12 protein-coding genes and 1 pseudogene are annotated in these 12115 nt (G+C 68.1%); 7 read left to right on the top strand and 6 right to left on the bottom strand.

Annotated elements, in window-relative coordinates; all coding sequences use genetic code 11:
• The first annotated feature begins 109 nt into the window (after positions 1 to 109).
• Positions 110 to 1396: an MFS transporter gene (locus IEY58_RS23795; RefSeq protein WP_189050447.1), complete on the top strand. Its 1287-nt coding sequence runs from the start codon at positions 110 to 112 to the stop codon at positions 1394 to 1396.
• Between the two features lie 12 nt (positions 1397 to 1408).
• On the opposite strand, the gene IEY58_RS23800 is transcribed toward IEY58_RS23795, so the two are convergent.
• Together IEY58_RS23800 and IEY58_RS23805 are read right to left on the bottom strand one after the other, a co-directional pair.
• Positions 1409 to 1891: a 2,4'-dihydroxyacetophenone dioxygenase family protein gene (locus IEY58_RS23800; RefSeq protein ID WP_189050449.1), complete on the bottom strand. Its 483-nt coding sequence runs from the start codon at positions 1889 to 1891 to the stop codon at positions 1409 to 1411.
• An 11-nt stretch (positions 1892 to 1902) separates the two neighbouring features.
• Positions 1903 to 2643: an SDR family NAD(P)-dependent oxidoreductase gene (locus IEY58_RS23805; RefSeq protein WP_189050451.1), complete on the bottom strand. Its 741-nt coding sequence runs from the start codon at positions 2641 to 2643 to the stop codon at positions 1903 to 1905.
• Positions 2644 to 2761: 118 nt separating this feature from the next.
• On the opposite strand from IEY58_RS23805, the gene IEY58_RS23810 reads away from it, so the two are divergent.
• Together IEY58_RS23810 and IEY58_RS23815 are read left to right on the top strand one after the other, a co-directional pair.
• Entirely contained in the window at positions 2762 to 3643 is an 882-nt protein-coding gene (locus IEY58_RS23810) for a 2-dehydro-3-deoxygalactonokinase (protein ID WP_189050453.1), read from the top strand.
• 5 nt (positions 3644 to 3648) lie between these two features.
• A complete protein-coding gene (locus IEY58_RS23815; RefSeq protein ID WP_189050455.1) occupies positions 3649 to 4272 on the top strand; it encodes a 2-dehydro-3-deoxy-6-phosphogalactonate aldolase in 624 nt (207 codons plus the stop codon).
• Positions 4273 to 4293: 21 nt separating this feature from the next.
• Here the strand turns inward: IEY58_RS23815 and IEY58_RS23820 are convergent, their stop codons facing one another.
• Both IEY58_RS23820 and IEY58_RS23825 read right to left on the bottom strand, forming a co-directional pair.
• Positions 4294 to 4521: a hypothetical protein gene (locus IEY58_RS23820; RefSeq protein ID WP_189050457.1), complete on the bottom strand. Its 228-nt coding sequence runs from the start codon at positions 4519 to 4521 to the stop codon at positions 4294 to 4296.
• A 184-nt stretch (positions 4522 to 4705) separates the two neighbouring features.
• Positions 4706 to 5140 (bottom strand): YccF domain-containing protein, encoded by a 435-nt coding sequence (locus tag IEY58_RS23825; RefSeq protein ID WP_189050459.1) that lies wholly within the window; start codon positions 5138 to 5140, stop codon positions 4706 to 4708.
• Positions 5141 to 5268: 128 nt separating this feature from the next.
• Between IEY58_RS23825 and IEY58_RS23830 the strand changes: the two genes are divergently transcribed.
• Positions 5269 to 6357 (top strand): DUF2252 family protein, encoded by a 1089-nt coding sequence (locus tag IEY58_RS23830; RefSeq protein ID WP_229743912.1) that lies wholly within the window; start codon positions 5269 to 5271, stop codon positions 6355 to 6357.
• 68 nt (positions 6358 to 6425) lie between these two features.
• On the opposite strand, the gene IEY58_RS23835 is transcribed toward IEY58_RS23830, so the two are convergent.
• Positions 6426 to 7397 carry an ABC transporter substrate-binding protein gene (locus IEY58_RS23835; protein ID WP_189050461.1) on the bottom strand — a complete coding sequence of 324 codons (972 nt, stop codon included), beginning with the start codon at positions 7395 to 7397 and terminating at the stop codon, positions 6426 to 6428.
• A 431-nt stretch (positions 7398 to 7828) separates the two neighbouring features.
• On the opposite strand from IEY58_RS23835, the gene IEY58_RS23840 reads away from it, so the two are divergent.
• The 3 genes from IEY58_RS23840 (at position 7829) to IEY58_RS23850 (ending at position 11919) form a co-directional block, all read left to right on the top strand.
• Positions 7829 to 9274, top strand: a complete 1446-nt coding sequence (locus IEY58_RS23840) for an MBOAT family O-acyltransferase (protein WP_189050463.1) — start codon at positions 7829 to 7831, stop codon at positions 9272 to 9274.
• Between the two features lie 83 nt (positions 9275 to 9357).
• Entirely contained in the window at positions 9358 to 10776 is a 1419-nt protein-coding gene (locus IEY58_RS23845) for a hypothetical protein (RefSeq protein WP_189050465.1), read from the top strand.
• A gap of 69 nt (positions 10777 to 10845) precedes the next feature.
• Positions 10846 to 11919 carry a hypothetical protein gene (locus tag IEY58_RS23850; RefSeq protein WP_189050466.1) on the top strand — a complete coding sequence of 358 codons (1074 nt, stop codon included), beginning with the start codon at positions 10846 to 10848 and terminating at the stop codon, positions 11917 to 11919.
• An 87-nt stretch (positions 11920 to 12006) separates the two neighbouring features.
• On the opposite strand, the pseudogene IEY58_RS34460 reads toward IEY58_RS23850, so the two are convergent.
• Positions 12007 to 12115, bottom strand: a pseudogene (locus tag IEY58_RS34460) (IS5-like element ISNeu3 family transposase); the annotation flags it as partial.

A 12115-nucleotide genomic window follows, 5' to 3' on the forward strand; every position in this document is an offset into this window, starting at 1 on the left:
TGACAAAAGCCGATTGTCAGTTGTCGGACAAATCGGCACTCTTGACCGCCGCGGCCGAACAACCAGAACGAACGCGCGCCGAAGCCGCGGGCGCGCGAAGGGGAGTGACATGGCATCACCCGTCTCGCCGAAGGTCCGGCGCATGCAGCGCTTGTCCCTGCTGCTGCTGCTGATCACCGGCGCCATCAACTATCTTGACCGTCAGACGCTTGCGATCGGCAATCCGGAGATCCGTTCGGAACTCAGGCTGGACGTGGCGCAGATGGGCTATCTCCTGTCCGCCTTCTCGCTAAGCTACGCCTTCTCGCAGCTGCCGACCGGCGGCCTGGTGGATCGGGTCGGCCCGCGCACGCTCCTGGGCGTCGGCCTCGCCATCTGGTCGCTGGCACAGGGGGCGGCCGGCTTCGTCAACGGCTATGCCCAATTCCTCTATGCCCGCATCGTGCTCGGCATCGGCGAGGCGCCGCAATTCCCGACCGGCGCGCGCGTCGTCTCCAACTGGTTCAACGTGCGCGACCGCGGCCTGCCGACCGGCATCTTCAATTCGGCCTCGACCCTGGGTCCGGCCCTCGCGCCGCCGCTCTTGACGTGGCTGATGCTGGGCTGGGGCTGGCGCGCCATGTTCATTGCCATGGGCGTCATGGGCGTGCTGGCGGCGATCATCTGGTACCTGATCTATCGCGACCCGGGCGACGCCGGCGTCAGCGAGGCCGACAAGGCCGCTATCCGCGAGGGCGAGCCGCCGCGTACCGAGGGCGTCAGCTTCGGCCAATGGCTGCGCCTGTTCCGCTTCCGCACGACCTGGGGCATGGTGCTGGGCTTCTTCGGCACGGTCTATCTGATCTGGCTCTACCTCACCTGGCTGCCGGGCTATCTCGAGATCGAGCGGCACATGAGCATCATGAAGACTGGCATCTATGCGTCGGTGCCCTATGTGTTCGGCTTCATCGGCTCGATCGTCGGCGGCGCCATCTCGGACTGGCTCGCCGCCCGCGGCCATACGCCGATGATGAGCCGCAAGATCCCGATCATCGGCGGGCTCGCCGGTATGGCGCTCTTCACCATTCCAGCCGCCTTCACCGACAGCTGGCAGCTGGCCCTGTTCTTCATCTGCCTCGCGGTGTTCTGCGGCAATGTGTCGAGCGCAACGTCCTGGGCGCTCGTCACCGCCGCGGCGCCGCCCAACTACGTCGCCTCGATCGGCTCGATCCAGAATTTCGGCGGCTACCTGGGCGGCACGCTGGCGCCGGCGCTGACCGGCGTCATCGTCTACAACACCGGCTCCTTCGTGCCGGCCTTGATCGTGGGCGCCGCCATCGCGCTCTGCTCCGCGCTCGTCTACACCTTCGTGGTCCGCCGCCCGATCTCGGGCGCCGACCTCGAGGCACTCACCTGATGGACCAGTTCATCATCTGATGAACTGATCGACGTAGTCGCCGAGGCCGACGGCGTGGTAGTGCCGTCGGCACATCTCGATCTTGCTGAACACGTCCTCGTAGCCGGTCGTCCGGCCCTCGGCATCGAGATAGATCATGGCGCCGGAGATGGTGAAGAAGGTGATCATCTCCGGCACGCCCTCGTCGACGACGAGCGTGTGGATCTCGCCCGGCGGCTCGTAGACGAAGCTGCCCTCGGTCGCGACCCAGTCATGCTCCAGGTAGCGCCAGCTGCCCTTGATGACATAGCCGGTGACGATCATCGGGTGGCGATGCCGGCTCAGCACGCCCGACTTGCGCACGCGCAGCAGGTTGGACCAGCCGCCGGTGACCGTATTGAGCAAGAGCGGCCGGAACCACACATTGTCGGCCTGCGGGACCCAAATCCGCTCATCCTCGGGGATGGCGGGGATCGCGATCTCAGGCTGGATGCCGGTCGCCTGTTCGAACTTCATCGCATCTCTCCTCAAGCGATCGCGTAGCCGCCGTCGACCGGCAGCACCACGCCCGTGACGAAGGCAGCGGCGGGCGAACACAGGAACACCGCGGCACCGCCGATGTCCTCCGGCCGGCCCCAGCGGCCGAGCGGCGTGCGCGCAATGATCGCGGCACTGCGCGCGGCATCCTGCTGCAGCGGCTTGGTCAAGGTCGTCTCGATCCAGCCGGGCGCGATGGCGTTGACCCGGATGCGATCCGGCGCCCAGGCGATCGCGAGGCTCTTGGTGAGCTGCGCGACGCCGCCCTTGCTGGCGCTGTAGGCGGGCGAGGCGCCGCTGCCGAAGAAGCTCAGCATCGAGGCGATGTTGACGACGGCCCCGCCGCGCTCGGCCAGGAGCGGCCGGCAGGCGGTCGCGAGCCGCATCGAGCCGGTCAGGTTGACCTCGACCACGCGCTGGAACGTCTCGACCTCGAACTCGCCGCCCTGCCCACCGGCACCACCGCGCACGATCATGCCGGCGGCATTCACCAGGATGTCGAGCCGGTCGAGGCTGTCGACCAAGTCCCGGACGGCAGCCGGGTCGGCGACGTCGAGCGGCCGTGCTGCGATGCCGGCGAAGGCAGGGGCCGTCTCGGCGGCCGCGACCTCGCCGGCGCCGAGGCCCGTCGCAAGCACCTCCGCCCCGGCGTCCCGAAGCGCCTGGGCGATGGCGCCGCCGATCCCGCCGGTGCCGCCCGTGACCAATGCGCGCAATCCATCAAGCCGCATGCCGACTTCCCTCCCTCGAGCCTCGCTGTTTGCGGCAGGGTGTCCTCTGCTCTCGGCGATTGTCAACGACCCGGCCGGGCCAATAGTCTGACGAAAAGGCACCGCGTGGGAGGGCTGCATGATCGCCGTCGATTGGGGAACTTCGAGCTTCCGGGCCTATCGGCTCGCTGCGGACGGCGCGATCCTCGACGCTTGCGCTTCGCCCCGCGGCATCTTGACCGTGACCGACGGCGATTTCGCGGCCGTGCTACGTGCGGCGGTCGAGCCGTGGCTCGGCACCGAGCGGCTGATGCTGCTCGGCGGCATGATCGGCAGCCGGCAGGGCTGGCGCGAGGCACCCTATGTGCCCTGCCCGGCCGGCGAGGCGGAGATCAGGCAGGCGATGATCCGGCTCGACTTCGACTGGCCAGGCCAGACCTGGCTGGCGCCGGGCCTCAGCACCCGGGCCCACGGCGTGCCCGACGTGATGCGCGGCGAGGAGGTGCAGATCCTGGGCGCGCTTGGCGATCTTGGCCAAGGCGACGGGCTCGTCTGCCTGCCGGGCACCCACTCGAAATGGGCGCGGGTCTCAGGCGGCCGGATTGCGGGCTTCGAGACCCACATGACCGGCGAGGCGTTCGCCGTGCTGCGCCAGCATTCGATCCTCGGGCGCCTCATGCCGGTGCCGGAGGCCGAGGCCGATCCGGACGACCGCGCCTTCGCCGAGGGCCTCGCCCGGGCCAAGACTGCGGGCGGGCTGCTGCATCATCTCTTCGGCGTGCGCAGCCTCGGCCTCATGGACGACCTGCCTGCGGCGGCGCTGCCCGCCTATCTCTCGGGCCTGCTGATCGGGCACGAGCTGCAGGCGACGGCGGCGATCCCCGGGCCGGTCTATCTGATCGGCAACGAGAATTTGACCCGGCGCTATGCCCGCGCGCTCGAGCTCACGGGCCGCGTGGCGCAGCCCCTGGCGCCGGACCGGGCTGCGGCCGGTCTCCACCTCCTGGCACAAGGACTGTAACCCCGATGATCGATCTCAAGACTGCGCTCGCCCGCTGCCCGCTCGTCGCCATTCTGCGCGGCATCAAGCCCGACGAGGCGCCCCCGGTTGCGGCGGCACTCATCGACGCCGGCTTCTCGATCATCGAGATCCCGCTCAATTCGCCGGACCCGTTCACCAGCATCGGGCGGCTCGCCCATCAGTTCGGCGATCTGGCGCTGATCGGCGCCGGCACGGTGCTGTCGCCGACGCAGGCGAGCGAGGTGAGCGCCGCCGGCGGCCGGCTTATCGTCATGCCGCACGCCGACACCGAGGTGATCCGGGCGGCGAAGGCCCTGCGCATGGTGGCGCTGCCCGGCTTCGCGACGCCGACCGAGGCCTTCGCGGCCTTCCATGCCGGCGCCGACGGCCTGAAGCTGTTCCCGGCCGAGGCGAACCCGCCCGCGGTCCTCAAGGCAATGAAGGCGGTCCTGCCCGCCGACGTGCCGGTCCTGCCGGTCGGCGGCATCACGCCCGAGCGCATGGCCGACTATTTCCAGGTCGGCGCCGCCGGCTTCGGCCTGGGCTCGGCGCTCTACAAGCCCGGCGACACGGCCGAGCAGGTCGGCGCCGCCGCCCGCCGCTTCATCGCGGCGCTGCCGGGGCATTGACGGCTCTCCGTCAGCAACGCTTCAGCCGATGAGTGCCGTCGCAACGCCGACTGCTTCCATGGCGACGGCGAGGCCGGCGAGCGCCAGGAAAGTGACGCCCATCAGCACCGCCTCGATCCGACCGCCGACCGAGGGCGCCAGGGTGGCCGGCCGGCTCTTCGAACGCGCGGCACGAGCCGGCTTCCGGACGGACGCGACGCGGACCGGGCGGAGCGAGCTGGTGGCAGAGGCGAAAGCGGGGCTGTTCATGATCCATCTCCAACGAGGGTTGCGAGAGGATCAGGAGCAACGCGCGGGCCAGCAGTACGTTTCCTTTTAAATCAATAGGTTGCTCAGAGTTGACCGAGCGGTGAACGCCGAGGATCGTCCGGAAGCGGACGGAGACCTGTTCGGAACCGGACAGTTTTGAGCGGCGGCACGCCCCTCACCCGCGCTACCGCCGCCAGCCGTAGCGGGGGCCGTAGGCGACGTCGGTCGACACGATGGTCTGGCCGATCGGGAAGAGCGCGATCGGCACCAGCTTCAGATGCACCCAGGCGAACGGCAGGCCGATGATGGTGACGGCATAGCCGGCCGCCAGCACCAGGTGACCCAGCGCCAGCCACCAGCCGATGACCAGGAACCAGATGATGTTGCCGAGCGTGCCCAACGGCCCGGTGCCGAGATCCATGCGCCCGGACAGTTCCTCGCGCGAGACCGACATCTGCCCGAACGGCAGCAGCGTATAGAAGCCGATGTTGAAGGCGGCCCGCGCCCAGGGCAGGCCCACGATCGACAGCGCGAACAGCAAGCCGGCCAGGATCCAGGCGGCGCCGCTCAGCAAGCCGCCGCCCAGGATCAGCCAAAGGATGTTCAAGATCAAAGTCATCACGTCCTCCGTTGTCGGAACATGAACCGGTTCATGACGGCAAGCGGTCGCGGGACGCGTTGCACAAGCATTTGTAATATTTGCTCGTTATCACATTGTTGCAATATGCCGCAGTGAGGAACGCCCAGATGATGGACGTTATCGAAGCGACGGAAGCGTATGAGCACTGGGCGTTCGCCCAGATTCCCAAGGTGCGGAGCGATCTTGCGCGCAAGCACGAGGCGATGGCCTCGGGCCCCTTTCCCTTCCTGCGCGCGACCTATTATCGCTGGGCGCAGCTCTGGCCGAGGCTGTGCGAGGATCTCAACGACGCGCCACGCGTGCTGTCGGTCGGCGATCTCCATGTCGAGAATTTCGGCACCTGGCGCGACATCGAGGGGCGGCTCGTCTGGGGCGTCAATGATTTCGACGAGGCGCACATGGCGCCCTACACGCTCGACCTCGTGCGCCTCACCGCCTCGGCCCTCTTGGCGCTCGAATCGAACCAGGCCGACATCGCGCGCGACCGCATCGCCGATACGATCCTCGCCGGCTATATGAAGCATCTCGACGGCGAAGCGCGCCCCTTCGTGCTGGAGGAGCCGAACCGCTGGCTGCGCAGGCTCGCGTTCGGCGAGTTCCGCGATCCGGAGCCGTTCTGGGCCAAGCTCAACGGGTTGCCCGATGTCGACGGCACGATCCCGCACAAGGTGAAGAAGCATCTGGAGAAGCGCTTCCCGCAGACCGGCCTGGCGCTCCGCTTCGTCCACCGCACCGCCGGCCTCGGCAGCCTCGGCCGGCCGCGCTACGTGGCGCTTGGCCCATGGCACGGCTCGACCGTGGCCCGCGAGGCGAAGGCGCTCCTGCCGTCCGCCTGGGTCTGGGCGCGCGACAAGGGGCGGAAGCGCATCCGCTACAACGACCTGCTCGCCCGCGCGATCCGCTGCCCCGACCCCTATGCCGGTGCCGTAGACGAATGGCTGATCCGGCGCCTCGCCCCCGAGAGCATCGGCATCGACCTCGCGGCACTGCCGAAGAAGAAGCTCGAGGACCGGCTACTGACGGCGATGGGGTCGGAAACCGCGAACATTCACCTGGGCACGGCCGGCGCCGCCGACGCGATCCGCAAGGACCTGAACGGCCGGCGCCGCTCCTGGCTCGAGCGCGCCGCCGACACGATGGCCGACAAGCTGCGCGAAGACCAGGCCGTCTGGCGTGCTTCACGCCATCAGGACTAGGCTGAAAGCCGAATTAGCAGCGGCCGCTCGCGACTCATAGCGGTCCTTCGAGAGGCTTCGCGCCGCCCTCATTCGATCACCTGGTCCGAGCGAGCCAGGATCGCCGACGGGATGGCGATGCCGAGTGTTTTCGCCGTCTTCATGTTGATGACGAGATCGAAGACGGTCGGCTGCTCAATCGGCAACTCGGCGGGTTTGGCGCCCTTGAGGATGCGATCAATGTAGTAGGCCGTGCGCTGGTAAGAGTCACTCAGCCGAGGCCCATAGGTGCACAACGCACCGCTTTCGGCGAACATTGCCCATCCCGAGATCACCGGGATACCCCGCGCCGTTGCGACCTCGATGATCAGCTCTCGGTTGCCGGTCGTGACCGGATCTGGATAGACGTCGACCGCCTCCGCCCCTCCGCTGGCAAGCTCACTGAGCCGACCATCAAGCTCTGCTCGGCTGCGGGCCGGAAGATATTGGATCTCGATGCCGAGCTGGTTTGCCACTGCGATAGCGTTCTGGCGTTCGCGGGCTTCGCCGCGATGGTCGGGGCTGGCGACGATCGCGACGCGACGCAACCCCGGCAGGATCTCATGCAGCAGTTCCAGCCGCTTGCCGGCGAGGTCGAACATCATCAACGTGATGCCGGTCGCGTTGCCGGTCGGACGGGCCAGGCTTTGCGCCAGTCCATACTCGATCGGGTCGGCGCTGAAGACGTAGACAACCGGGATCGGACCGGCATTCTCGATGACGCTGCGAGTTGCGGCTCCCTGCGTCACAAACAGATCGACTGGAATGCGCCGCAATTCCTCAACCGCGACCGAAACCTGCTGCAAGTCGTCGGGATACCGTTCCTCGATGGTGAGATTGCGCCCCTCCACATACCCGTGCTGGCTGAGGCCGGCCCGTACCGCCGCGACGAAGGGCTGCGACATCTGGCGTCTGTAGCCGGCGATCCAACCGATGCGCGCGCTTGCACCCAGCTGCGCCACGGCCGCGAGCGGCATTCCGGCCACGACGCTCGCAGCGGCGATGAAGTTGCGGCGCTTCATGTCTGATCATCCCCGCTGCATCGCGCAAGTCTGACCTGCCGACTCTAATACTCGCGTTCCAGGCTTGACAGAAGTGATGCAATTGGGGTGGGGCGGCCGGCGCCGGCCTTGATCATGCTGCCATCGACCGCGAACCCTCGCCGCCGACCAGGCCTTCCGTCATGCAGCGCGCCACCGTCGCCTCGAACAGCCCAAGCCCATGTGCATGAGGCTCGCGCAGCCGATGCCCAAAGCGGCCCAACCGAGCCTTGAACCGAATGACCGCTATTCGGACGGGCGTCCCGTAATCAGTCCGGCAGAAATCCCCTGAACCAGTCGCCGTTGAGCAGGTTCTCAGCCGAGCAGGTCCCCCCACGCAAAAATCCTTGGGTCCGGCCGTCGCTCGCGGCAAGGATGGGCGACCGTCGCCGCCCGAGCCCGCCTAGACATCCATGCTGTTCAATTCCCTCCCCTACATCCTGGCATTCCTGCCGCTGACGCTCGCCGGCTGGTTCTGGCTCGCCCGGTCGAGCCGGCGCGGCGGGCGGCTGTGGCTCGCGGGCGCCTCGCTTCTGTTCTACGGCTGGTGGGATTGGCGCTACCTGGCGCTGCTGCTAGGCTCGGTCGCCTTCAACTATATGGCCGGCCGCCTGATCGCCGCGGCGGAGCTCAAGCGGCGGCGCTTGCTGCTGGGCGGCGCCATCGCGGTCGATCTGGCGCTGCTCGGCTGGTTCAAATATGCCGATTTCTTCCGCGAGAGCCTGGCAGCGCTCGCCGGGACCCACTGGGCGCCCTTGGGCGTGGCGCTGCCGCTCGGCATCTCGTTCTTCACCTTCACCCAGATCGCCTTCCTGGTCGACGTCGCCGCCGGCAAGGTGCGCGAGGCCGACCCGCTCGACTATCTGCTGTTTGTAAGTTTCTTCCCGCATCTCCTGGCCGGCCCGGTGCTGCATCATGCCGAGATGATGCCGCAGTTCGCCGATCCGCGGACGGCCCGGCCCAGCGCCCAGATGATCTCGACCGGCCTCACCCTGTTCCTGATCGGCCTCGTCAAGAAGACCGTGCTCGCCGACGGCATAGCACCCGTCGCGACCCTGGTGTTCGATGCGACCGCGCACGGCGGCCAGCCCGGCATGGCCGAGGCGTGGGCCGCCACCCTCGCCTACAGCTTCGAGCTTTATTTCGACTTTTCCGGCTACAGCGATATGGCGCTGGGCGCCGCGCGGCTTTTCGGCATCGTGCTGCCGCTCAATTTCGCCTCGCCCTACCAGGCGGCGAGCCCGATCGAGTTCTGGCGGCGCTGGCACATGACGCTCTCGCGCTTCCTGCGCGACTATCTCTACATCTCGCTCGGCGGCAACCGCCAGGGGCGGGCCCGGCGCTATCTGAACCTGTTCCTGACCATGCTGCTGGGCGGGCTCTGGCATGGCGCTGCCTGGACCTTCGTCGCCTGGGGTGCCTTTCACGGCCTGCTGCTGATGCTGAACCACGCCTGGCGAGCGATCGCCACGCGCATGGGCCTCGAGACGGTCGCGGCCAGCGCACCGGCGCGGTTGGTCGGCTGGGCCTTGACCTTCCTTGCGGTGATGCTGGGGTGGGTCCTGTTCCGCGCCGACGGGTTCGACACCGCCGGCCGGATCTTCGCGGCCTTGGCCGGCCACGGCGGCGCATTCGCCGCCCTCGTTCCCGGCCGGGAGGTCTGGGTCGAGCTCGCCGCGCTCGGCGCCGTCGCCTTCCTGCTGCCGAACAGCCAAAGCCTGGTGCTGGGCGGGCCCGAGGCTTGGAGGCACCTCACCTGGCGCCCGACGCCGGCCTGGGCGCTGCTGCTGGCGCTGGGCTTCGTCGTGGCGCTGGGCCAGATGTCCGACGTCAGCCCGTTCCTCTATTACCGTTTCTAAAAATAGCAAGCCCGCCCGATTGACGGGAGCCGGGGCAAGGCGCACAATCGCCGGTAGGTTAAACCTGCTGTGAGGGGACCAAAATGGTCGCCGTCTCGTCACTCGGCTTTTCCGTGTATGAGCAATACACGTCGAACACCAATGCCGACGGGTCGACAAACCAATCAGGCGCATTGCAGGCCGGGGTCACCGTCGGTACCAGCGACGGCGCGCAATACGGCTCGGCCATCGTGCTCGACGTCAAGCAGAAGCCGGCGTCGCAGGCGATCAAGGACGGGCTGCGCGCGGTCAACACCTTGACCCAGGTCGCGACCCAGGAGCGCACCCAGGCGCCGAAGGATGCCGCCGCCGGCCGGCTCGCCCGCGCGATCCAGCAATTGCGCACGCTCAACCTGCTCGGCGGCGGCCTGCGCGCGGTGCAGGAGGCGGTGCGCATCGCCCAGGAGATCGCAAGCGCCGTGCGCGACCTGGCGCAGGCGGAACAGGCGATCGCCGAGGCCGGCGGCGCGTCTGGCAGTGCGGACGCAGCCAGCATCGGCGCCGCGGCGGAAGCCGAAGCGGCGAGCGCATCGGCGTCGGCCGGGGCGGGCGCCGCCCCCACCTCGCCTACCCTTTCCGGCACGGCGACGGCGGGCACCGCCGCGGCCAGCAATCCGACTACGCCGCGCAATGGCTCGTCCGTGCCCGATATCGTCGAGGGCGGCTATTCGAACGAGGTCGGCAATGCCGTGACGGGGCTCGTCGCCAACGCGGCGGGGCTCGGCAGCGGCACCACGGCGGACAACAAGGTCACGTCCAGCCTCGCAAAGACGCTGGTCGCCCAGCTGCAGACGGCCGGCCTGCCGGTCAACGGCGCCAACCTGGTGAAGGCGCTGCAGGACCTGATCCAGAATCCGCTGAAGGGTGCTGAAGAGCTGCAGGCGAGCGCCAAGGCCGCCGGGCTCAACGTCACGGTCGCAACCTCGCTCGACGTCAAAAGCACGCTTACCGACCCGCGCAGCGCCGCCGCGTCCGGCGTTTCGGCCAGCGCCGCGGTCGCCGCGATCGACGATCCCTATGACGAGCTGATCAAGGACGCGGTCGCGGCATTGGCCGCGATCGGCAAGGGCTTGAAGAAGGCCTTGCCGCCACTGCTGAACTCGCCCGACAAGAAGGTCGCGCGCGAGGCGAAGAAGGCCGAGGACAAGTTCGCCGACGCGGTCGCCAAGACCGTGAATGCGATCGGCGACTATTACTTCGCCAAGAGCGAGGTCGAGGCCGAAGGCGGCAGCGACGGCACGCCGAGCCCGGCAACCAAGGCGGCGATCGACGCGGCCGACGCGGTGATCAACGGTCCCAACGCCGGCAACAATGAGGGCGGCACGACCGGCGGCGACGCCGGCCTCGGCTTCGGCGACACCGCGGAGGCCGACGATGGCGGTGTGGGCGCAGCCGAGATCGCCCCGGGCTCGACCGCCAGCACGACGATCGGCCTGCAGGTGAGCGTGAACATCCAGGTGTAGCGCCAATGGCGGCGTGGTCGGATTCCTGCTATCCCGGCCACGTATCCGTTCCGTCGCCGGGGCACCCGTTTGCATCGCCGCTACGCCTATCTGCTGATCCTGTTCTCGCTGGGCCTGGCGGCGGCGCTCGGCGTCTATGGCCATTTGTTGGAGCCGCTCTCGGGCGACCTCACGCGCATCGGCTGGCGCAGCGAGAACGATTTCGGCTGGACCCGGCCCGAGGAGCATTTCCAGCCGCTCGCGGCCACCGTCGGCACGCTCGACGCCCATTACGACATCGTCGCGATCGGCGACAGTTTCACCGGCGAATCGCCCTGGCACCCGGGGACGACCTGGCCGCATTATCTGGCGCACGACACCGGCCTCAAGGTCGCGATCTTCGACAGCGATGACGACATGGTCGGCCGGCTGCTTGCGAGCGATGGGTTCAAGACCGACCCGCCGGCCGTCGTCATCTACGAGATCGTCGAGCGCAACCTCGTGCCGGGCCATCCGAGCGCGCCCGGCGAGGCCTGCCCGACCGAGACGGCCATGCCGCAGGTCGCGCTGACGCCCGGTCCGCCCACCGCAGCACCGGTGCCCGTCATGCGCTCGACCGACCGGCCGTGGAACGACTGGCCGGCATCCTATGCCGCGGCCTACCTGACGCAGAATGTCCGGCGCTGGATCATGGGCCGGGAGACGACGAACTCGGTCGAGCTCGACCTCGAACGCGGCGGCCTGTTCTCGAGCCGTCGCGACCGCGCGCTCCTGGTCTATGGCGAGGATTTCAACAAGCTCGGCTGGACCGAGGCGGACTGGCGGGGGGCAGCCTGCAACCTGCTCAGGATGCAGGCCCGGGTCGAGGCCAACGGCCGGACGCTGTTCCTCGCCATGGTGGCGCCCGACAAGCTCACGGCCTACGGCCCGTTCCTCGCGGCGGCGGAGTTCCGCCACGTCTCGCGCCTCGACCTGCTCGCGAACTATCCAGCGCTCAATCTCGTCCGCTTCGACCAGGGCTTCGATCCGACGGCGCACGTCGATCTCTATCTGCCGAACGACACCCATTGGTCGACAACCGGGCATCGCCTGGCGGCTCGGCTGGCCGAGCACTGGCTCGCGGAGCACGGCGTCCTGCCGCCGAGCGAGACGGCGGCGCGCTAACTGTTTGATGAGGGACGGATTCACGAATTGACTGGAAACGCATAGCGATCCCAGTCAATTCGATCCGACCCTAGGACGAATCGACATTCAGCGCATCCAGATCATCGCGCTGGCGAGATGCAGGGCGGCGAGGAAATAGATAGCTCTGCGGTCATATCTGGTGGCGATGCGCCTGAAGTGCTTGAGCTTGTTGAAG

This window comes from Aliidongia dinghuensis, assembly GCF_014643535.1.
Taxonomy (GTDB): Bacteria; Pseudomonadota; Alphaproteobacteria; order ATCC43930; family CGMCC-115725; genus Aliidongia; species Aliidongia dinghuensis.

Coding starts and splice junctions, on each gene's coding strand:
- IEY58_RS23810 (WP_189050453.1), top strand. CDS start 2,762: ATGATCGCCGTCGATTGGGGAACTTCGAGCTTCCGGGCCTATCGGCTC.
- IEY58_RS23815 (WP_189050455.1), top strand. CDS start 3,649: ATGATCGATCTCAAGACTGCGCTCGCCCGCTGCCCGCTCGTCGCCATT.
- IEY58_RS23820 (WP_189050457.1), bottom strand. CDS start 4,521: ATGAACAGCCCCGCTTTCGCCTCTGCCACCAGCTCGCTCCGCCCGGTC.
- IEY58_RS23805 (WP_189050451.1), bottom strand. CDS start 2,643: ATGCGGCTTGATGGATTGCGCGCATTGGTCACGGGCGGCACCGGCGGG.
- IEY58_RS23840 (WP_189050463.1), top strand. CDS start 7,829: ATGCTGTTCAATTCCCTCCCCTACATCCTGGCATTCCTGCCGCTGACG.
- IEY58_RS23830 (WP_229743912.1), top strand. CDS start 5,269: ATGATGGACGTTATCGAAGCGACGGAAGCGTATGAGCACTGGGCGTTC.
- IEY58_RS23835 (WP_189050461.1), bottom strand. CDS start 7,397: ATGAAGCGCCGCAACTTCATCGCCGCTGCGAGCGTCGTGGCCGGAATG.
- IEY58_RS23845 (WP_189050465.1), top strand. CDS start 9,358: ATGGTCGCCGTCTCGTCACTCGGCTTTTCCGTGTATGAGCAATACACG.
- IEY58_RS23800 (WP_189050449.1), bottom strand. CDS start 1,891: ATGAAGTTCGAACAGGCGACCGGCATCCAGCCTGAGATCGCGATCCCC.
- IEY58_RS23825 (WP_189050459.1), bottom strand. CDS start 5,140: ATGACTTTGATCTTGAACATCCTTTGGCTGATCCTGGGCGGCGGCTTG.
- IEY58_RS23795 (WP_189050447.1), top strand. CDS start 110: ATGGCATCACCCGTCTCGCCGAAGGTCCGGCGCATGCAGCGCTTGTCC.